This is a genomic window from Roseicella frigidaeris, assembly GCF_003258945.1.
GTDB classification, from domain to species: Bacteria; Pseudomonadota; Alphaproteobacteria; order Acetobacterales; family Acetobacteraceae; genus Paracraurococcus; species Paracraurococcus frigidaeris.
Genome location: NZ_QLIX01000005.1, coordinates 79,429 through 100,260 on the forward strand (window position 1 = coordinate 79,429; position 20,832 = coordinate 100,260).

17 protein-coding genes and 1 tRNA gene are annotated in these 20,832 nt (G+C 72.4%); 2 read left to right on the top strand and 16 right to left on the bottom strand.

Annotated elements, in window-relative coordinates:
* Positions 1-33: 33 nt before the first annotated feature.
* The 12 genes from DOO78_RS09245 to glmU form a co-directional block, all read right to left on the bottom strand.
* The gene (locus tag DOO78_RS09245) at positions 34-1,872 is read right to left on the bottom strand and encodes an SLC13 family permease (RefSeq protein ID WP_111469472.1); all 1,839 of its coding nucleotides are present in this window, start codon (positions 1,870-1,872) and stop codon (positions 34-36) included.
* 49 nt (positions 1,873-1,921) lie between these two features.
* Positions 1,922-2,617: a MarC family protein gene (locus tag DOO78_RS09250; RefSeq protein ID WP_207802845.1), complete on the bottom strand. Its 696-nt coding sequence runs from the start codon at positions 2,615-2,617 to the stop codon at positions 1,922-1,924.
* A 34-nt stretch (positions 2,618-2,651) separates the two neighbouring features.
* Positions 2,652-3,050, bottom strand: a complete 399-nt coding sequence (locus tag DOO78_RS09255; protein ID WP_128080029.1) for a hypothetical protein — start codon at positions 3,048-3,050, stop codon at positions 2,652-2,654.
* A gap of 168 nt (positions 3,051-3,218) precedes the next feature.
* Positions 3,219-4,769 carry an AbgT family transporter gene (locus DOO78_RS09260; protein WP_111469474.1) on the bottom strand — a complete coding sequence of 517 codons (1,551 nt, stop codon included), beginning with the start codon at positions 4,767-4,769 and terminating at the stop codon, positions 3,219-3,221.
* A gap of 15 nt (positions 4,770-4,784) precedes the next feature.
* Positions 4,785-6,167 (bottom strand): M20/M25/M40 family metallo-hydrolase, encoded by a 1,383-nt coding sequence (locus DOO78_RS09265; RefSeq protein ID WP_408887570.1) that lies wholly within the window; start codon positions 6,165-6,167, stop codon positions 4,785-4,787.
* A 433-nt stretch (positions 6,168-6,600) separates the two neighbouring features.
* Positions 6,601-7,839, bottom strand: coding sequence for a patatin-like phospholipase family protein (locus DOO78_RS09270; RefSeq protein ID WP_165838804.1), 1,239 nt, complete (start codon positions 7,837-7,839; stop codon positions 6,601-6,603).
* Positions 7,840-7,870: 31 nt separating this feature from the next.
* Positions 7,871-9,571: a hypothetical protein gene (locus DOO78_RS09275; RefSeq protein ID WP_128080030.1), complete on the bottom strand. Its 1,701-nt coding sequence runs from the start codon at positions 9,569-9,571 to the stop codon at positions 7,871-7,873.
* A gap of 44 nt (positions 9,572-9,615) precedes the next feature.
* On the bottom strand, positions 9,616-9,897 hold the full coding sequence (locus DOO78_RS09280; protein ID WP_111469477.1) for a glycine zipper family protein: 282 nt from the start codon (positions 9,895-9,897) through the stop codon (positions 9,616-9,618).
* Positions 9,898-9,913: 16 nt separating this feature from the next.
* Positions 9,914-10,324, bottom strand: a complete 411-nt coding sequence (locus DOO78_RS09285) for a Rap1a/Tai family immunity protein (protein WP_111469478.1) — start codon at positions 10,322-10,324, stop codon at positions 9,914-9,916.
* Between the two features lie 344 nt (positions 10,325-10,668).
* On the bottom strand, positions 10,669-11,487 hold the full coding sequence (locus tag DOO78_RS09290) for a MipA/OmpV family protein (protein WP_165838805.1): 819 nt from the start codon (positions 11,485-11,487) through the stop codon (positions 10,669-10,671).
* A 388-nt stretch (positions 11,488-11,875) separates the two neighbouring features.
* The gene (glmS, locus tag DOO78_RS09295; protein WP_111469480.1) at positions 11,876-13,699 is read right to left on the bottom strand and encodes a glutamine--fructose-6-phosphate transaminase (isomerizing); all 1,824 of its coding nucleotides are present in this window, start codon (positions 13,697-13,699) and stop codon (positions 11,876-11,878) included.
* 39 nt (positions 13,700-13,738) lie between these two features.
* A complete protein-coding gene (gene glmU / locus DOO78_RS09300) occupies positions 13,739-15,067 on the bottom strand; it encodes a bifunctional UDP-N-acetylglucosamine diphosphorylase/glucosamine-1-phosphate N-acetyltransferase GlmU (protein ID WP_111469481.1) in 1,329 nt (442 codons plus the stop codon).
* A gap of 161 nt (positions 15,068-15,228) precedes the next feature.
* Between glmU and gph the strand changes: the two genes are divergently transcribed.
* Positions 15,229-15,879, top strand: a complete 651-nt coding sequence (gph, locus tag DOO78_RS09305) for a phosphoglycolate phosphatase (RefSeq protein WP_111469482.1) — start codon at positions 15,229-15,231, stop codon at positions 15,877-15,879.
* On the opposite strand, the gene DOO78_RS09310 is transcribed toward gph, so the two are convergent.
* Entirely contained in the window at positions 15,847-16,665 is an 819-nt protein-coding gene (locus DOO78_RS09310; RefSeq protein ID WP_111469483.1) for a DUF3108 domain-containing protein, read from the bottom strand. The two genes, gph and DOO78_RS09310, sit on opposite strands and share 33 nt — an antisense overlap.
* Before the next feature lie 141 nt (positions 16,666-16,806).
* On the opposite strand from DOO78_RS09310, the gene DOO78_RS09315 reads away from it, so the two are divergent.
* A tRNA-Val gene (locus tag DOO78_RS09315) sits at positions 16,807-16,881 on the top strand.
* Positions 16,882-17,183: 302 nt separating this feature from the next.
* Here the strand turns inward: DOO78_RS09315 and DOO78_RS09320 are convergent.
* The 3 genes from DOO78_RS09320 to DOO78_RS09330 form a co-directional block, all read right to left on the bottom strand.
* A complete protein-coding gene (locus tag DOO78_RS09320) occupies positions 17,184-18,425 on the bottom strand; it encodes an ABC transporter substrate-binding protein (protein ID WP_111469484.1) in 1,242 nt (413 codons plus the stop codon).
* A gap of 214 nt (positions 18,426-18,639) precedes the next feature.
* Positions 18,640-19,275 carry an EF-hand domain-containing protein gene (locus tag DOO78_RS09325; RefSeq protein WP_128080031.1) on the bottom strand — a complete coding sequence of 212 codons (636 nt, stop codon included), beginning with the start codon at positions 19,273-19,275 and terminating at the stop codon, positions 18,640-18,642.
* A 149-nt stretch (positions 19,276-19,424) separates the two neighbouring features.
* On the bottom strand, positions 19,425-20,822 hold the full coding sequence (locus DOO78_RS09330; protein ID WP_111469486.1) for a M20 family metallopeptidase: 1,398 nt from the start codon (positions 20,820-20,822) through the stop codon (positions 19,425-19,427).
* Positions 20,823-20,832 lie beyond the last annotated feature (10 nt).

Below are 20,832 nucleotides of genomic sequence, written 5' to 3' on the forward strand. Positions count from 1 at the left end.
TGCAGGCGCGTTGCGACCGGCCACGCATCGCCTTCAGCGCAGCGGCAACAGCCACGGCACCAGCACCACGCTGATGCCCATGCAGAGCAGGGAGAAGGGCAGGCCGACCTTCATGAAGTCGCCGAAGCTGTAGTTTCCTGGCCCGACGACCAGGGTGTTCACCGGCGACGACACGGGTGTCATGAAGGCGGTGGAGGCCGCGAGGGCCACCGTCATGGCGAAGGGATAGGGCGACAGCCCGAGATCCGCCGCCACGGCCAGCGCCACCGGCGCCATCAGCACGGCGGTTGCCGTGTTGGAGATGAACAGGCCGAGCAGCATGGTGACCGCGAAGAGCACCGTCAGCACGATCCTCGGCGAATGCTCGCCCGCGGCGGCAAGCAGGGCGTCCGCGGCCAGGTCTACCCCGCCCGTGCGCTGCAACGCGACGGAGAAGGGCAGCATGCCGACGATCAGCACCAGCGTCTTCCAATTGATGGCGCGATAGGCGCTGGTCAGGTCCACGCACCCGAACAGCCCCATCAGCAGGCAGCCGATCAGCGCCGCATGCACGTTCGGCAGCACGCCCGCCACCATCAGGCCGACCGTCAGAAGAAGGCAGGCCACGGCTGCGGGGGCGCGTCCGGCGGCCGGCAGCACCTCGTCGAACTCGGCCGGCAGGTTCAGCAGCACCAGCTCCGCGTCGCCCTGACGCAGCTTGCTGAGATCCGACCAGAAGCCGAAGAGCAGCAGACCATCGCCGACGGCCAGCCGCTGCTCCAGCAGATGCGGGCCGGCCGGCTTGCGGCCGCGCCGCAGGCCGATCGCGGTCAGCCCATACTCCGATTGCAGCCGTGCCTCCAGGATGGTCAGGCCCAGCAGCGGCGAGTCCGCCGGCACCAGCGCCTCGACCATGCCGATCTCCTGCGCGCGGTTGGTGAAGTAGCGGCTCTCCTCGCCCAGCGGCAGCGCCTTGATCCCGTATTTGGCGAACAACTCTCCCGGTGCCGCGTCGCGCGCCTGCAGATCGGCCAGCAGCACGTCGCCGGGCTGCAGCACCAGCTCGGTCCGCGGCCGCAGCAGATCGGCACCGAATCGGCGCGCCCGCTCCACCGCCAGGATGTTCAATCCTTCCGCCCGCAGCGTCAGGTCTCCCAGCCGCTGGCCGGCCAGCGGCGAGGTCTCGGTCAGGAACAGCCGGTATTCGCGGTCCGGCAGGTCATAGAGCTCGATCCAGTCGCGCAGCCGAGCCCGCCGGAGCTCCGGCGCCGTGGCCGATGCCGTGCCGCCCCCCAGGAAGCGGCGCGCCAGCAGCATGTAGGGAATCGCGATCGCCAGCAGCGGCAGGCCGAACGGCGTGATGCCGAAGAAGCCGAAGCCCTCCAGCCCCTGCCTCGCCAGCTCGGCGTTCACCATCAGGTTCGGCGCGGTTGCGATCAGGGTCAGCATGCCGCTGAGCAGCGCCGCGACCGAAAGCGGCATCATCAACCGGCGCGGCGAGGTGGCGGTGCCCTGGCACAGCCGCAGGACGATCGGGATGAAGATGGCGACCACGGCAGTACTGCTCATCACCGCGCCCAGGAAGGCGGCCGCCAGCATGAGCATCACCAGCGCCCGCGCCTCGTTGCCGCCGGCGACCTTTCCCAGCCAGTCCCCCATGTGGCGGGCGACGCCGGTCCTCACCAATCCCTCGCCGATGACGAAGAGCGCGGCGATCAGGATGATGCTGGCATCGGCGAAGCCGGCCAGCGCCTCGTTCACCGTCAGCACCCCGGTCAGCGGCAGCAGCACGATCATGATCAGGCCCACCGCATCCATGCGCGGCCGGTTGAGCACGAACATGGCGATGGCGCTGCCGAGCAGCAGCAGCACCAGCAGCAGGTCGGTGGTCATGATCGGATCCTTCGGCTGCCGGTGGCGGTGATGGCGAGGGCATGGCGCATCAGCCCGGCGTCGCCAGCACGTGGCGCAGCGCATCGGTCGCGCCGGTCAGCATGATCTGCGCGCCGATGCAGAGCAGGAGGAAGGCGGCGAGCTTGGAGGCGACGACCGTGCCCTGCGGACCGAGCCGGCGGACCAGCGCGCCGGAATAGGCATAGGCGAGCCAGATGGTCACCGCGACGCTGGCCGCGACGAGGACGGAGGCGACGCCGCTGACCAGCAGGTCGCCCAGCCCGGAGGCGCGCCGCTCCGCCGCCAGGGCGATGGAGGCGGCGATGGAGCCTGGCCCGGTGGTCAGCGGCAGGGTCAGGGGGAAGAAGGCCATCCGCTCCACCGGCGCGGTCTCGAGCGAGGTGGGCATCTTGTCCGCCTTGCGTTGCGCCGCACCCGGTTCCTCGGACAGCATGCGCCAGCCGGAGACGGCGACGGCGAGGCCGCCGGCGATGCGCAACGCCTCCAGCGAGATGCCGAAGAAGCCCAGCACGCGCGCACCGAGGAACAGCGCGACCACGAGCACGGCGAAGCTGTTGAGGGCGATGGCGCGCGCCAGGCGGGCGCGTTCGCGCTCGCTGAGCCACTGGGTCATCCCGTGGAAGATCAGGGCGCCGGCCGGCGGGTTGATGATGCTCAGCAGCGCCGAGTAGCCGAACAGCCAGGCGGAGAGCATCTGCGCCAGCAGGAAGCCGTCGAGGATCACGGCATGCAGCCCCGCCGCGCGGGGCCGTCGGGCCTCAGCGCAGCTCGATGGTGACGCCCGCCGACCCGAAGCGGAGCTGGCCGCCTGCGCGTTCGGTCCGGAGCCGCAGCTCCACGCCCGAGTCGTTGCGCAGGAAATACGTGGTCGGCCCGCCGCTGCCGCCCGGCGGGCGCGGCGCCGGGCGCTCCACGTAGCGGCCCGGAAAGCGGTCGAGCCGCGGCAGGTTGAAGACCTCGCCGCTCGCGGACAGGCTGGCCACGCCGAGGCTGCCGAACTCCAGCCCGCGCACCGAGAAGGGATACTCCTCCCCGCGGAAGCGCAGGCGGCCGCCGCCGATCGCGGCGCCCACGGCCAGGATGCCGACGCGCAGTTGCTCGATCGCAATGGAGGCGTCCGGGTTGGGGTCCGCCTGACGCGCCCGCGTCTGCGCCATGGCCGGCCCGGCTGCCAGGAGAGCCGGCAGCGCCCAGATCATCCCACGGCGGTCGCACGACGTCATCCAGGGTCCCCCGCTGCGGCATTGGCCGTGGCTCTGCCGTCCCGAAGCGGAGGTGGCGGGCCGCCATGACCGGCCCTACGCATGCCATGACCGGCTCGACCCCTACAATCCCCAGGGGAGGCCGATCAGGAACCAGGCGACGAAGAACAGCGTCCAGGCGACGCAGAGGGTGGCGACATGCGGCAGCATCAGCGCAATGACGGTCCCCACCCCCGCCTCCTTCTGGTAGCGCTGCGCGAAGGTAACGATCAGCGCGAAATAGGCGTTCAACGGGGTGATGGCGTTCATCGGGCTGTCGCCGACCCGGTAGGCGGCCAGCACCACTTCCGGGTCGACGCTCAACTTCATCAGCAGCGGTATGAAGATCGGCGCGAAGAGGGCCCATTTCGCGACCGCGCCGGTGATGACCAGGTCCACCACCAGGGTCACGACGATGAAGCCCACCAGCAGCCACAGCGCGTCCAGGTTGGCATCCTTCAGCACGCCGGCCAGCCCGACCGCGGCCAGCGTCGCCATGTTGCTGAAGTTGAAGAAGGCGAGGAACTGCGCAATGACGAAGAGCAGGAGGATGAGCCCGGCCAGGCTGCCGATCGCCTTCTGCATGGCGCCGATGATGCCGGTCGTCCCCTTGAGCGTTCCCGCGCCGATGCCGAAGGCCGCGCCCGACACGCCGAAGATCAGGGCGATGGAGACGATGAGGCTGTTCATGAAGGGCGAGGCGCCGATGATCGCCCCGGTCTCCGGGTGGCGCAGCGGCGCGCCCGGCGGCAAGGTCAGCAGCGCGATGAAGGCCAGCACCCCCAGCATGCCATAGAGCGCGTAGCGCAGGCCGCGTGACTCGGCCGCGGTCAGCGCGCCCTCGGCGGCGTCGGGCAGCTCGCCGGCATAGGTCCCGAGCCGCGGCTCGACCACGCGGTCGTTCACCAGCCCGATCAGCAGCACCAGCATGGCCACGGAGCCGATCGAGAACCAGAGATTGGCCGCCAGGTCGATGGAGCGGCTGCCATCCAGCAGGTGGATGGCGTCGTTGGTGATCTCGGTCAGGATCGCATCCGTCGGGACGATCATGACATTGACCAGGAAGGCCGAGGCGACCGAGGAGAAGCCGAGCGCCAGGCCCGCGAGCGGATGCCGCCCGACGCTGACATAGGCGGCGGCGGCCAGCGGGATCAGCACGAGGTAGCCGGCATCCGCGGCGATGGAGGAGACGATGCCGACGAAGGCCAGGATGTAGGTCAGCGCCGCCCGCGGCGCCGCCTTCACCAGCGTCTTGATCAGCGCCTGGACCAGCCCCGATTCCTCGGCGATGCCGACGCCCAGCATGGCCACGATGATGACGCCGACGGCGTTGAAGGCCATGAAGTTGCTGACGACGCCGGTGAACATGAACCGGATGCCGTCCAGTGTCAGCAGGCTGCGCGCCAGCGCCGTCCGCGGCACCAGCTGGTCGGTCTCCGGATCGATCACCTCGTAGCTCACGCCCAGCCGGAAGACGTAGAGCAGGTGGGAGAGGATCACGACGGCCAGGATCAGATAGACGAAGATCATCACCGGGTGCGGCACCCGGTTTCCCACCCGCTCCACGGCATTCAGCAGCCGCTGCATCGTCGTTTCCGGCGCCGCCGCCGGACCCGCGCTGTGCCCGGTATCCATCTCCCACGCTCCGTTCTAGCGCGACAGCGCATCCAGGATGCGGGCCCAGGACCGCATCCCCTTGTGGAAACTGGTGACGTTGTACTTTTCGTTCGGGCTGTGGATGCGGTCATCCTCCAGCGCGAAGCCGGCCAGGATCACGTCCATCCCCAACGCCTTCTTCAGCTCGGCGGTCACGGGGATCGAGCCGCCGCCGCCGATGAAGACCGCGGGCTTGCCCCATTCCTCCGTCAGCGCCTGGCGCGCCTTGCCGAAGGCCGGATCATCCACCGGGAAGCGGATGGCCCCGCCCGAGCCGTGCTCGCCGAACTCCGCCCGGCAATCCGCCGGGAGCCGCGCCAGGACATGCTCGCGGAAGGCGGCGCGGACCTTGTGCGGATCCTGGTCGAAGACCAGGCGGAAGGAGACCTTGGCGGAGGCCACCGCGGGAATGACGGTCTTGAAGCCCTCGCCCTGGTAGCCGCCGCCCATGCCGTTGATCTCGGCCGTCGGGCGCGACCAGACCATCTCGAGCACGCTGCGGCCCCGCTCCCCCGCGGGCACGGAGAGGCCGACCTCGCCGAGGAAGCGCTTCGGATCGAAGCCGAGCGTGTCCCAATCCCGCCGCAGCGCCTCGGGCAGCTCCGGCACGCCGTCGTAGAAGCCGCGCAGCGTCACCCGGCCATCGGCATCGTGCAGCTCGGCCAGGATGCGGGCCAGCACGCGGTTGGGGTTGGCGGCGGCCGCGCCGTAGAAGCCGGAATGGAGGTCGCGGTCGGCGGCGTGGATGAACACCTCCTCCCCGCACAGGCCGCGCAGCATGGTCTGGATGGCGGGCGTGCGCGCATCCCACATGTTGGTGTCGCAGATCAGGCCGATATCGGCCTTCAGCTCCGCCGCGTGCTGCGCCAGGAAGGGCGGCAGGTTGACGCCGCCGGATTCCTCCTCGCCCTCCAGCAGCAGGGTCAGCGGGATCGGCAGGCTGCCGGTCACCGCCTGCCAGGCGCGGCAGGCCTCGACGAAGGCCATGATCTGGCCCTTGTCGTCCGAGGCGCCGCGGGCCTTGATGATGCGCGTGCCATCCGGCTGGACGGCGATTTGCGGGTCGAAGGGATCATGATCCCAGAGCTCGATCGGATCGACCGGCTGCACGTCGTAATGGCCGTAGAACAGCGCCGAGCTGCCCTGGCCGCCGCGCCGGTGCGCCACCACCATCGGGTGGCCCGGCGTGTCGCGCACCGTGGCCTCGAAGCCGATCGAGGCCAGGTCCCGCGCGTGCCATTCCGCGCAGGCCCGGCAGTCCGCCGCATAGGCCGGATCGGTGGAGATCGACTTGATGCGGAGGAGGGAGAAGAGCCGCTCAAGCGCCGGCTCGAGATTGGCGTCCAGCCGCGCGAGGACCTCGTCCAGGGTCGACACGTCGTTCCTCCCTTCCTGCATGCCGGCGGCGCTTGGCCGACTGCCGGCGGACATGCAGGCTAGGGTGGCGCCACCGTCGCCGCATCGGCGCAGGATGCCGGCCATGTGCCAGGCGTTCCAAGGCGCATGACGCAGGCGGACGGCCGGTGCGCCGGCGCGGACCAGCCCCACGCCGCTGCCCGAGGAGGCGGGGCCGCGCAGCGGGATCCCGGATGCCCGCCATCGCCCATCCGCGCTGGCGCCTCTTCAGCCGAACGGGCGCGTGCCTCCATCGGGATCTGCTGGTCCGCGTGGCCAGTGGGCAAGCCCGCGACCCTCGCGGGCGGGAGGCTAGGGCGTGATCGCTTGAGGTGGACTCACCGAAAAGCGCGAATCACGCGACAAAACAATGACCTAGACCATGATCCGCGAACCTGTGTGAGCGGTTCATGGTCTAGCGCGCGCTGCCCCGGTCGGCGGTGGCGGAGACCGTGCCGACGGCGGGCGGCGCCGTCACCCAGGCCGTGCCCTCCAGCGCCTTCGCGGCGCCGTAGTCGAACAGCGCGCGCATGAAGCCCTGGTCGAAGGGCTGGCGGCGCTCGGCCGTGAAGTTGGAGCCGATGAAGCTCAGCCGGAATTCCATGCCGTCCCGCTGCGCCGTCAGGAAGATCCGGTTGATGTCGCCGACGCCGCTGAAATGCAGCAGCGTGGCAATGGAGCGGCTGGCGATGCTGAACAGCCCGCGGTTGACGTTGGCCCCTTCCACATCCATTCGCCCGTTGCGGATCACCCAGACGGTGCGCGGCCGCATCGCCGCGGGCCGGTCCGCCAGGTCCCGCGCCACCAGCGCCGGCGGGTAGAGGAAGACCTGCGTCGCCGCGCCGCCGTCCACATGCATCTCGTGATAGGTCCGTCCCTCGTCCTGCACCTCGATCAGCACCGGCGGGAAGGCGCCGGGAATGGAGGCCGAGGCGAGCAGGATGCGGCGGAACAGGGTCAGCGCCTGGGGGTGGCCGCTGGCGGCGATGGCGCCGATGTTCCAGACCACGGGGCGCTGCAGGTCGAGATTGGTGGTGCCGATCAGCAGCAGCCGCCCGCGGTGGTACTCGCTCGCAATGGCGTCCAACATGGCCGCATCCGTCTGCCGCTCGATCAGGCGATAGAGCGGCGAGGTATCGGCCAGCGCGATGTTGAACAGCAGCGCCAGGGGAATGCGCCGCAATTGCAGGATGTCGGGCGGCGCCACCTCGGTGAAGACCTCGCGCAGCTTGGCGTCATAGGCGGGGCCGAGGAAGGCGAAGGGTGCGATCAGCGCGCCGGCGGAGATGCCGGTGACGACGTCGAATTCCGGCCGGGTGCCCGATGCCGTCCAGCCGTTCAGCAGGCCGGCGCCATAGGCGCCGTTGTCGCCGCCGCCCGACACGGCCAGGAGATTCACCGTGGCCGGCGGGCCGGCGGGGCGCTGGCGCTGATGCGCCAGCATGGCCGCCACCTCCTGCCGCAACGCATCCGGCGGGCCGTCCGGCCAGAAGCGCGCATTGGGCAGGCCGAGGACGGGCAGGGTGATGACCGTCTCGGGCGCGGGCGCGTCCAGCCGCAGGATGGTCCCGCACCCCAGGAGGGCGGGCAGCAGACATAGCGCCGGCAGCAGCCGGCGCAGCGCGGCGCCGAGGGACAGCAGCAGCACCGGCATGAACGGCAAGATCCTTCCCTGGCAGCCTGGCTCAGAAGCGGGCGACCGCTCCGAAGAGCAGACGGCTGGCGGTGCCGTGCCCAGCCTGGCCAGGGCCGGTCGCCTCGCTGCCTCCATACAGGTCACGCCGGGTGAACAGATATTCCAGGCCGATGTCCAGCCAGCCGGTGTTCACCCGGCCATCCGCCCCCGCCTCGGCAAAGGGGCTCCAGATCAGGTTGGCGAAGGCCTGCAGCAACTCCCGGTTCAACGCCGTCGCCGCCGCGGAACCCGGGACATAAAGCCGCGCATAGGCGGGGAAATCCTGCCGCGACCAGGACCAGGAGAAATTGCTGCGCCATTGCGGCGCCCAGAAGCGCCGATAGGCGGCGGTCACGCCCCAGGTGGGGATCGGGTTCAGGCTGACGCCGGCCTGTGCGCCGGGCAGGCCGAGATTGCTGGCCGCATCGATGCCGCCGCTGCTGCCGAAGAAGTACCGCCCGATGCCCTCCCCGTAATAGCCGCCGAGGACGAACTCGTCGGGGCCGAACCAGGGGGACAGGATGCGCATGGGCATGCGGACATGGCCGGCCAGGCCCCAGCCGGTGGCATCCACGGTCTGCGACGCCACGCCGGCATTGGTCCCGGCGGTGCGGACCTGCAGCCCGCGCAGCAGGCCGCGCAGCCCCAGCTCCCAGCCCGCATCGCGGTAGGTCAGCCGGCCGAGGATGTCCGGCATGTGGTTGAAGGCCGGGCTCGCGCCGCCCTGCAGCCGGGCGGTCGGCGCGACGACGCCATCGGCCGAGACGAAATTGGTGTCCGGCGCCTCGAGGGAGGCCTGCCCGGTCAGCCCCGGCGCCAGCCGCCCGGTGACGCGCAGCTGCACCTGCCGCACGAAGGACTGGTTCAGGTTGGTGGCGTCGATGATGGTCTCGAACAGCCCCTCGTTCCACAGGCTGTTGGTGAAGCCGGCCAGCACCTTCAGCTGCTCCGGCCCGATCTCGGCCCAGGCCTGGCGCAGCCGGAAGACGGCGTTGTTCTCGAGCGCCGAGCCGCCGCCGAAATCGCCCTCCAGCCGCGTCTCCAGCGTGCCCCAGCCGGTCAGGCTGCGGGTGTCGACGCCGATGCGGCTGAACCGCCCGCTCATCCCGAAATCGCCGCCCTGCCGATCGGCGGCGCTGCCCCGCAGGGGGATGAGCGAGGGCGCCGGCGCATCGCTCTGGTTGCGGCCGCCGAAATCCTGCCAGCCGGTGACCTTGGCGAAGCCGTAGAGCCGCACCTGCGAGTCGACGCCGGGAACGCGGAAGGCGATGCCCGGCAGGTCGGAGCGGAGGGCGTCGCCGCCCTCCCCCATGAAATCCTGGCGGCCGACCGGGTCGGGCGGCGCCAGGCCGGGCACCGGCGCGGTCACGGCCGTCACCTTCGCCTGCGCCGCCTCCGCCTCCCGCCGCGCCGCGCGGGCCTCGGCGGCGGCGGCGCGGGCCTCGCGGGCGGCCGCCTCGGCCTCGGCCTGGGCGCCGAGGGGCGCGCCAGGGGGGGCGCCAAGGGGGGCGACAGGGCGCGAGGCCGGGACGGCGGCCCTGGCCGGGGCCTGGCGCGGCGGGGCGGCATTCCGCCGGTCCCGCGCCTCCAGCCGGTCGAGGCGACGCTGCAGCACCTCGAGCTGGCGGCGCAGCTCGGCATTGGTGAGGGCATCGTCGCCCTGCGCCCTGCCGGCCGAGATGCCGGCGAGGCCTGCCAGCAGCAGGGCCAAGCCGGCACGCGCGCCCCACCCGCCGCAGCTTGCGGCCAGCGGCGTCATCGCGGGGGCGAGGCGCGTCCGGCAGCGACGCCCTGCTCGAAGGCACGATCGCGGCTCTGCACGTGGCGGTCCCAGACGAAGCCGCCGGTGCCGCCGGCCGCGGCGCCGATCGCGGCGCCCAGGCCGGCATTGCCGGCCATGGCGCCGATCAGCGCGCCGCCGGCGGCGCCGCCGGCGGCGCCCGTCATGGTGCGTTGGGTGGTGGGGTCGAGGTCGGCGCAGGCCGCGAGGGAGAGGGTCGCAGCCAGCAGGCCGGCAGGGGCGAGGCGCAGCGTCATGGCGATGGCTCCTGGCTCAGCGACGGCTGGTGCGGCTGGCACGGCCGGCGGGCGTCGGCTGCGCCGGGCAGGGATAGGTGGTCGCGGCCCAGCGCATCAGGCCATCCACCGCCGGCTCGGCGCCGTATTGCGGGTTGCTGCGCGCCCAGGCGACGAAGGAGGCCTGGGCCGCATCGAAGCTCGGCGAGGGGTCCGGCAGGCAGAAGATCGGCGGCCGGCTGACCGAGATTTCCCGGTGGTACTGGCCGGCGCCGGTCATGAAGCCGCGGCAATAGCCGGTGGCGGTGGCGCCCGCCACGTCGCGCCCCTCGCTGGCGCAGGCCTCGGCGAGGGTGGCGGTGGTGGTGCCCTGGGCCGGCGCCTGCGCCAGGGCCGGGCCCGCCAGCAGCGCCGCAGCGCCGGCCGCCATCATCAGGGAAAGCCGCATGCCAATCTCCTTCCTGCATCCCATCCGCCCGGGGACCGCGCACCGCCGCCGGCGCACGACCCGGATCGCCCGGGACCTCGATCCCATGGCCGCCCGGTTGTCGGTTTGATCCGCGAAGGGCTCGGTCGCCCTCCCTGGATCCGGTGCGGCCATTCCTGCGTCGTTGCTATGGAAGGCTAAATCGGACGGCGGGGCCGGGCATTCGCTGCCGGTACCAGGGCTGTGCCGCTCGTCCCGTTCAACCGGTCCGCACCGTGGCCGAGCGCGGCGGGGGCTCCCCGGCGATGGCGCCCTGCCGCCCGCCACCCTGCCGGCCCGGCAGTCCCCGGCGCCGCCAGCAGCCCCTACCAGGTATAGGCCAGCGCCACCCCGCCGATGAACTGGTCGCGCGAGCCCCGCTGGACGATCGGGCTGCCGGCGACCTCGTCGGAGAGGCGCATGTAGGCCATGCCCGCGCCCAGGGTCCAATTGTCGCGGAACCGCCAGACGATGGCGGGCCAGGCCGTCAGCGTCGTGAAGCCGCCCTTGGGTTCGAAGGCGCGCAGGCCGCTCGCGGCGGCGCCGGCCGCGGAGACGCCGTAGAAGTAGCGGTTGTGCGCGGCCGAGGCGAAGCGCGTCACCAGGCCGGCCCCCACGAAGATCTCCCGCGACAGCGGCACCCAGAGGCTCGCCGAGGGGACGAGGGCGGCACCGCCATAATGGCCGGAGGCATCCGCCAGCACCGCCACGCCGGCCCTGGCGCGGAAGGGAATGCCATTCGTGTTGAAATAGGCCACGGTGAACCGCCCACCGAGTTCCACGCCCGCATCGAGGCTGCCGAGCGCACGAACCTGCCGATCCTCGGCGCCGGAGCGGCCGAAGCGGTAATTCAGCGCCGGGCCTGCCTGGAAGGTGGGGCTGTCGATCAGGTTCAACTCGGCGAAGGGGCCGGTGATGGCGGCGAAGCGCTCCCCGCCGAGCGAGACGCGGCCGACCGGCGCCGCCCCCCCTTCCAGTCGGCTGGAGCCGCTGTATTCCGGCGCGAAGCCGCCGCCGGCGCCGAGGAAGTTCGGCATGATGTCCGCGAAGGAGGGCTGCGCCGCGGCCGGATCCGGTCGCGCCATCGCCAGCAGGCCCATGGCGCAGGACAGCAACGCGACGCGCTGGCGGAGCTTGGTCGGCATCGGATGAAGGTTCCCCCGGGCGGGCGGCGCCCGCGGCGGCCGCCTGCCGCCACCAATGCCACCCGCTGCCATCGCCGGTGCCGCTGCTGGAATGCGCGGCACCGTGGTGGAACGCTTGGTACGGTGGCCATGGCCGCCGGGCATCCGCACCCGTCGTGCCGGCGACCGAGGCGCCAGCCCGTCTCCACCCAGGCTGGCTGGCGCCGCCCCGCCCGCCAGGGCCGCGCGGCGAACCGCCCCGGCGCGCGGCCGATGCCCCGCACGGCTAGGGCGTTTGCCGCCCATCTGCGGTCACGCAGGCTGCGCTGGTGGCCTGCGGCGTAGGAAGCGACGGAACGCCCCTTCTCCGTCGGCTCCCTCCAGGACGGCCGGGCTTCGGCCCCCTGCCCTATTCCACCGTGACGCTCTTCGCCAGGTTGCGCGGCTGGTCCACATCCGTGCCCTTCAGCACCGCCACATGATAGGCGAGGAGCTGCACCGGGATGGCGTAGAGGATCGGCGTCGAGAAGGCGCCGACCTTGGGCAGCTCGATCACATGCTCGGCGAAGCGCGAGAGCGGCGCCACGCCATCGGCATCGGTGAAGGCCATGATGCGCCCGCCGCGCGCCGCCGCCTCCTGCAGGTTGGAGGCGGTCTTCTCGAAGAGCGGCCCGGTCGGGCAAAGGGCGATCACCGGCACAGCGCTGTCGATCAGCGCGATCGGCCCGTGCTTCATCTCCCCCGCCGCATAGCCCTCGGCATGGATGTAGCTGATCTCCTTCAGCTTCAGCGCGCCTTCCAGCGCGATCGGGTAGAGGCTGCCGCGGCCGAGGAAGAGCACGTCCCGCGCCTTCGCCACCTCCGCCGCGAGGTCGCGGATCTGCGCATCCTGTTCCAGGATCTGCGCCGCCTGGCTCGGCACCTCGAGCAGCGCCTGGGTCAGCCGCCCCTCGTCGAGGGTCGAGAGCTCCCGCCGCGCCCGGCCGAAGCCGATGGCGAGGCAGGCCATGACCGCAAGCTGGGCGGTGAAGGCCTTGGTCGAGGCGACGCCGATCTCCGGCCCGGCCACGGTCAGCACCGCGCCGTCGCTCTCCCGCGCCATAGAGCTCTCGGGCACGTTGACCACCGAGAGCACCTTCTGCCCGCCCGCCTTCAGCAGCCGCAGCGCCGCCATGGTGTCCGCCGTCTCGCCGGACTGCGAGACCAGGATGGCGGCGCCGCCCTCGGCCAGAGGCGGGTCGCGGTAGCGGAACTCGCTGGCGACATCGGCATCCACCGGCAGCCGCGCCAGCTCCTCGATCCAGTAGCGGCCGACCGCGCCGGCGAGGAAGGCGCTGCCGCAGGCGGAGATGGTCAGCCGCGGCACCCGCGCCGGGTCGAAGGGCAGGCGCGGCAGGCGCACCTCGAGCGTCTTCGGGTCGAGATACTGTCGCAGCGTGTCGCCGAGCACCGCCGGATGCTCGTGCAGCTCCTTCTCCATGAAGTGGCGGTAGTTGCCCTTGCCCACCGCGGCGCCGGAGACGGCGGTGACCACCACCTGGCGCTCGACCGGCTGGTGCGCGGCGTCGAAGAACTGCGCCCCCTCGCCGTCCACCACGGCCCAGTCGCCCTCCTCGAGATAGGCGATGCGGCGGGTGAGCGGGGCGAGGGCCAGCGCGTCGGAGCCGACGAACATCTCGCCCTCGCCGAAGCCGATGGCGAGCGGCGCGCCCTGGCGGGCGCAGAGCAGCAGCTTCGGATGGCCGGAGAAGATGGCGGCGAGGGCGAAGGCGCCGTGCACCCGCTTCAGCGCCGCGGCGAAGGCCTCGCGCGGCGGGCTGCCATGGGCGAGGTAGTCGTCCACCAGCCGCACGAAGGTCTCGGTGTCGGTCTCGGTCTCGAAGACGGCGCCCTTGGCCTCCAGCTCGGCCCGCAGCTCGGCATGGTTCTCGATGATGCCGTTATGGACCACGCTGACCCGGCGGGTGGAATGCGGATGCGCGTTGCGCTCGGTCGGCGCGCCATGCGTCGCCCAGCGGGTATGGCCGATGCCGGTGGTGCCGGTCAGCGGCTCGCGCTCCAGCGCCGCGGCCAGGTTGCCGAGCTTGCCCTCGGCGCGCCGCCGCTCGATATGGCCGTTCACCAGCGTGGCGATGCCGGCGCTGTCATAGCCGCGATATTCCAGCCGCCGCAGCGCCTCCAGCAGCAAGGGCGCCGCCTCGGCCTTCCCCACGACCCCCACGATGCCGCACATCGCCCCTGATCCTCTTCGCTCGCCGCCGATCCCACCGCGTCAGGCCTTGCGTCCGCCGGCCTGCTTGCCCCTGAAGCCCCGCCCCGCCTTGGTCGCCTGGCGCCCGCGCGCGATGGCGAGGGCATCGTCCGGCACGTCCTCGGTGATGACGCTGCCGGCCGCGACCAGGGCGCGGTCGCCCACCCGGACAGGCGCCACCAGGGCGGTGTCGCTGCCGATGAAGGCGCCCGTACCGATGGTGGTGCGGTGCTTGTTCATGCCGTCATAGTTGCACGTAATCGTTCCGGCGCCGATGTTAGAATGCGCCCCGACCGTCACGTCACCGAGATAGGACAGGTGATTAACCTTCGCCCCCTCGGCGAGGCTGGCGGCCTTCAGCTCGACGAAATTGCCGACATGCGCCGCGGACCCCACCTCGGTGCCGGGGCGCAGCCGGGCGAAGGGGCCGATGATGGCGCCGCTGCGCACCACGCAGCCCTCGAGATGGCTGAAGGCGCGGATCTCGACCCCGTCCTCCACCGTGACGCCGGGGCCGAAGACCACGTTGGGCCCGATGCTCACATCCTGGCCGAGCCGCGTGTCCCAGGCGAGGAAGACCGTCTCCGGCGCGGTCAGGGTGGCGCCGCCGGCCATCGCCGCCGCGCGCAGCCGCGCCTGCATCCCCGCCTCGAGCCCGGCGAGCTCGGCGCGGCTGTTGGCGCCGGCCAGCTCCGCCTCCGCCGCCTCCTCGGCCACCACGCGGCGGCCATCGGCCACGGCGAGGCCGACGATGTCGGTCAGATAGTACTCGCCCTTGGCATTGTCGTTGCCGATGGCGTCCAGCCAGCGGCAGAGATCGCCCGCCGGGGCGCAGACCACGCCGGCGTTGCAGAGGCCGACCGCGCGCTCCGCCTCGCTCGCATCGGCCCATTCGACGATGCGCGCGACATCGCCCGCCGCATCCTGCAGCACCCGCCCGTAGCGGCCGGGATCCTGCGGGCGCATGGCGAGCAGGGCGAGGCCGACCCCCTCCGGCCCGGCCCGGCGCCGCACCAGCCGCTCGATGGTCGGGGTCTCGATCAGCGGGTTGTCAGCATAGAGCACCGCGACATCGCCGGGGAAGTCGCGCAGCAGCGGCGCCGCCTGGCGGGCCGCATGGCCGGTCCCCAGGCGCTCGGCCTGCACCACGGTGGCGTGCGGCGCGACGGCGCGCTCCAGCGTCAGCATGCCCGGCCCGACCACGACGACGATGCGCTCGAAGACCGGTTCGCAGGCGGCGAGGAGGTGGTTGATCATCGGCCGCCCCGCCACGGGGTGCATGGCCTTGGGCAAGGCGCTCCGCATGCGGGTGCCGAGACCGGCGGCGAGGATGATGGCGGCAGCGGGCATGGCGTCTCCGGGTATCGGCCGGGGCTGGCCGGGGCAAGGGAAGCTGGATCAAGAAGCTTTGCCAGGTGTGACCGGACCGGCCGCCCGGCGTCCATCGCCTGGCGCACAGCCCGGCCGTCTCACCCCTTGCCGGTCCGCGCCGGGATGTTCTAGGCCGGATCATGCCCCGTACCGCCGTCTTCGACCTCGACGGCACGCTGGTCGACAGCGCGCCCGACATCCACGCCGCCCTCGACCGCCTGGTGGCGGAAGAGGGCCGCCCGCCCTTCACCCGGGCGGAGGTGACTGGGATGATCGGCGACGGGGTCCGCGCCCTGATCGAGCGGGCCGCCGCCGCCCGCGACCTGCCCTTCTCCGAGGCGCTGCTGGCGCGCTTCACCGCCGACTACACGGCGCGGGCGGCGGAGGCGACGGCGCTCTTCCCCGGCATCGCCGCGGCGCTCGATGCGCTGGCGGGCCTGGGCTGGCGCCTGGCGGTCTGCACCAACAAGCCGGCGGCGGCGACCGCGGCGCTGCTGGCGGCGCTCGGCCTCGACGGCCGCTTCGCCGCGGTCGGCGGCGGCGACAGCTTCCCGGTGCGCAAGCCCGATCCGGGGCATCTGCTCGGGACGCTGGCGGCGGCCGGCGGCGATCCGGCGCGGGCGGTCATGATCGGCGACCACCGCAACGACGTGCTGGCGGCGCGGGGCGCCGGCCTGCCCTGCCTCTTCGCCGGCTGGGGCTACGGCACGCTCGCCATGGCCGAGGGCGCGGCCGGCATCGCCCGCAGCCCGGCGCAGCTAGTGCCGCTGCTGCGCGACCTCCTGCCCTGAGGGCAGCGCCTCGACCCCGGCCAGCACCACCCGGATGGTGCCGAACCAGCGGCTCGGCATCTCGATCCGCACCGGGATCGGCTCGCGGCCCGGCAGGGGGCGGGCGAACCAGACGGTCGCGGGCTGCGGCCGGCGCGCCTCCTCCGGGTCCTCCTCGCCGCGGCGGCCGGCCAGCAGCCGGCTCTCGAAGGCGCAGCGCAGCGCCGGCCCGGCGACGCCGCCTTCCGCCGGCAGGCTTTCCATCCCGACCGTCGTCACGCTGTAATCCGCCCGCCGCCGCCCGTCATAGACCGCCGCGGCGGCGTCGCAGCGGCCGGTGCGGGCGACGGTGCGGGTCAGCTTGGCCAGCGCCGAGAGCGCATCCATGGTGTTGCGGGTGAGGCCCTCCGGCACCGCCTCGCGATCCGCCTCGTTCGGCGGGTCGAGGGCCCGCAGCACCGGCTGCCCCGGGCTCGGCCAGTCCAGCGCCACCTCCCGCCGGCCGCCGCGCCAGATCCCCTCCACCCGGTAGCGGACCGGGACGGGCTCGCCGCCCTGCCAGCGCCCCTCGGCGCTCGTCACCTGGTCGCCGCGGCTGAGGACCCCGGCGAGGCCGGTGGTGCGGATATGGGTGCGGACCCGGTAGCGCGGCCCGTCGAGAGCGAGTTCCGCCTCGACATCCATCACCTGCAGCCCGGCGGCGCGGACGAGGTAATGGGCGAGCAGCGTCTCCGCCGCGGCCTGCGGGGCCGGGAGGGCGAGCAGGCCGGCCAGGCAGGCCGGGTGGAGCAGCCAGGAACGCGCCATGCGCCAGGATAGGGAGGGTCGCCGCAGCGCAGCAACCGCCGTGGTGCCGTCTGGCCATAACAGCCTGTCGAGCCGGCGCGCCGGCTGCGCTCCGGGGCCGGCTTGACTCCGCCCCGCCCGCCGCCTATTCCCCGGCCTCCCGGGCGCGTAGCTCAGCGGGAGAGCATTCGCTTCACACGCGAAGGGTCACAGGTTCAATCCCTGTCGCGCCCACCACCGCCCGCCCGAAACACCCCGCTTCTTCGCCTTGGCCATTGGTGACGCCCGGCTGCTGGACGCCTGTTCGGGCGCATCGGCCCGTGATGGCGTTGCCGACGGCCTGGAACGGTGGAGGGCGACAAGGCAGTGAGGCGGCGCCCCTCCGTCCTGCGCCACGATCTTCATAGCTCTGCTATCGGCCGCACGCTCCGAAGCGTGCGGCAGAGGGATGACAGGCAATGCCGCCAGCCGTCGTCATCGGCACCGGCAATGCCGCCGGGCGGACCGGCCCCGCGGCACCGTCGGCAGTCTCGGTCGTCTCAGCCCTTGGCCATGGCGCAGGCGCCGTCGGCGATCGGGCGGAAGGATTGCTCGGCCGAGGTCTCCGCCAGCACGCTGTAGACATCCCCCGGCCCGCGGCTGTCCTTCGGCTTCTTCACCTCGAACAGATAGGTCGGGTGCAGCTTGCGTCCGTCCTTGCGGATGCTGCCGGCGCCGAAGCAGTCGTCATCGGTGGGCAGGGCTTTCATCGCCGTCACCGTGTCGCGGCCGGAGGCCTTGGCCTTGGCGACCCCGATCGAGGCCACGGCCTTCAGATAGTGCAGCAACCCCGCATAGTCGCCGGCATGGTTGTGGCACGGAAAGGTCTCGGGCGGCAGCTGGCCCTTCACCCGGCCCATGAAGGCGCGGGTGCGCGGGTTGAGGTCCCAGTAGAAGGTCTCGGTCTGGGTCAGGCCCTGCGCCGTCGGCAGGCCGAGCGCCATGACGCTGTTGATGTAGCCCGTGAGGCCGACGAAGCGGCGGCCCGGCTTCATCAGCCCGAATTCCTGCGCCTGCTTCACCGCATTCACGAAATCCGTGCCGGCGCCGAGGAAGGCGACGACCTTGGCGCCGCTCGACTGCGCCTTGAGCAGGAAGGCGGAGTAGTCCGTGGTCTCCGGGAAGGGATAGCTGATCGATCCCAGCACCTTGCCACCCGCGCCCTCGACCGAATGGGTGGTGTCGGCCTGCAGCATCTGGCCGAAGGCGTAGTTCGGCGTGATGAAGAACCAGCTGTCCCAGCCCTGCTTCACCAGCGGCGCGCCGGTGGCATGGGAGAGGCACCAGGTGTCGTAGCTCCAGTGGATGGAGTTGGGGCTGCAATACTCCGAGGTCAGCGCCGAGGTCGCCGCGCCGGTGTTGATATGCGCCTTGTCCTTGGCCTCGATCACCGATTTCAGGGCGATGGCGAGCGCCGAATTGCTGACGCCGAGCACCATGTCGACATTGTCGCGGTCGAACCACTGCCGGGCGATGGAAAGCCCGACATCCGACTTGTTCTGGTGGTCGGCGACGAGCAGCTCGACGGGGATGTCCGGGTGGGAGGCGGTGAACTCGCGGATCGCCTGGCGGGCGCAGACCACGCTCGTCGGCCCGGCGATGTCGCGATAGGCGCCCGACATGTCGTGCAGGATGCCGATGCGGATGGTCTCTTCCGGTCGGCGGGCCTGGGCATGGACGAGGCGGCTGGCACCGGCCGTGGCGAGCAGGCTGGCGCCGAGGATGGCGCGGCGTTGGATCATGGTGTCCTCCCGTGGAGGGCCGCGGGGCCCTCTTGGGCAGGAGCCTAGAGCGTGATCGCCTGAGGTGGAATCACCGAAGGCAGGCCTCACGCGACCAAACCACGGGCCGCGAACCGGCGTGCGCGGATCGTGGCCTGGGGCCGATCGCCGCGGGGCGTGGACGCCCCGGCCGGCAGGAGAGGCGCGGCCGGGCGCATCCGCCCGGCCGCGCCGATCAGTTCTGCTGCGCCGGCGGGGCGGGCGGCGGCGCGCCCGGGCCGCCCTGGCCCCCCGGCCCGCCATGACCGCGGTGATGGTGGCGGTCCCGCGGCGGGGGCGGCGGCAGGCGCGGCACCTCGTCCCGCGTGATGGCGCCGTCGCCATTGGCGTCGAGGGCGCGGAAGCGCGCCTCGGCCATCGGCCGGATCTCCTCCAGCGTCACCACCCCGTCGCGGTTGGCATCGAGGGCGCGGAACATCATGCCGAGCATGCGCTCGCGATCCGGCCCCTTCGGCCCGCGGCCCAGTCCCGGCCCATGCTCCGGCATGAGGCGCAGGCTGGCCATCTCCTGGATGGTCAGGCTGCCGTCACGGTCGGGATCGGCGGCGGCGAAACGCTGCTGGATCACGGCCCAGGCCTCGTCCCAGGTGACCTTGCCGTCCTTGTTCGTGTCGAACTGGTTGAACATCGCCTGCGGGCCGCGATCGGCGCGTGGCCGGCGCGGGCCGCCGCCGGGCGGGCCGGGGGGCGGCGGGGCGGCGGCGGGGCCGCCCGGCGGGGGCGCGGCGGGCGCCGGCGTCTGCGCCAGGCCGGGCGCCACGGCCAGGGCCATCAAGGCCGTACTCAGCAATGCCGTGCGAAGCGTGATCATCGGCAGATCCTCCTCTCGGGCCCCAACGGGCCATCCACCACCGAGATGCACGGCGCATGTAACCGAAGCATGACAAGGGCGGCGCCACGACGTGAGGAAGCGTAACGGCCCGGCAGGCGATCGGCCGCCCCAAGCCCCCCCTTCCGGCCTCAGCGCCGCGGCGTCCCCGGCTCGCCGAGATCCCACCACAGCCCGGCGAAGGCGCGGATGCCCTGGCGTGCCGGCCCCAGCAGCAGGTGCTCGTCCGGCCCGTGCTGCTTGCAGCCATTGTAGCTGTGCGGCACCCAGACCATGGGCAGGCCGAGCTGGTCGGCGAAGACGTCGCCCGGCAGCCCGCCGGAGCTGTTGGGGATCACCTGCACCCGCGCCTCCAGGCTCCGCTGCATGCTCTCCTGCGCCCAGAGCACCCAGGGATGATCGGGCGCGGTGCGGGCCGCCGCCATGCGCACCCCGGCCTTCTCGATGGCGATGTCGGCGAAGCCCGCCGCATCCAGGTGGCGCCGCAGCGCCGCCTCGAAGCCGTTCGGATCGGTGTCGGCGATGTAGCGGATATGGCAGGTGGCGCGCGCCCAGGGCGCGACGGCGTTCATCGGGTTCTCCGGCTGGCCGCTCAGCATCGCCAGCAAGATGAAGCTGTTCCAGCCATAGATTTTCTCGGCCGCGGTCAGGCCGGGCTCGCCCCAGTCCGGGTCGATCGCCGCCGCCCCCTCCCCGCCGCCCACCGGGCAGCCGGCCAGCGCCGCCCGCACCGCCGCCGGCACGCCGTTCCGCGGCAGCCAGTCGCGCACCAGGATTCGGCCCCTGGCGTCGCAGATGGCGGCGATGGCATGGCCGAGGCGGATCGCCGGATCGGGCGTCAGACCACCCCAATGGCCGGAATGCACGCCGCCCTGGCGCAGCGCCAGCACCAGGTCGAACTGGAAGATGCCGCGGTTGCCGGTGGCGATGGTCGGCAGATCGGGCTCCACCCGCGGCCCGTCGGAGGCGATCAGCACATCGGCGGCCAGCAGGTCCTTGTGGGCCTCGGCGAATTCCTGCAGCCCGCGCGAGCCGCGTTCCTCCGCCATCTCGAGCAGCAGCTTGACGTTGCAGCCGAGCCTGCCGCCGCGCTCCGCCAGCACCGCCTCCAGCGCCGCGAGGTTGATGGCGTGCTGGCCCTTGTTGTCGGCGGTGCCGCGGCCATACCAGCGGTCGCCCTCCTCGGTGAGGGTCCAGGGCACGAGCCCCTTGCGCCATTGCGCGTCGAGGCCGCGCACCGTGTCGCCATGGCCGTAGAGCAGGACGGTCGGCAGGGCCGGGTCCTCGATCCGCTCGGCGGTGAGGATGGGGCCGAAGCCCTCCAGCGGATTGGGATGGATGGCGACCGCGAAGCCCATCCGCTCCACCCAGGGCTGGATCGCCTGGCGCAGGTAGCGCTCGAGCTCGGGGGCGAATTCCGGCTCCTGCGCGGTGGAGGGGATGGCGACGAGGTCGGCGAGCAGCGCCTTGAAGCGGCCCTCGTCGAAGAAGGCGGCGGCGCGGGCGATGGCGCCTTCGCGGCTTGGCATGCGGACCCCC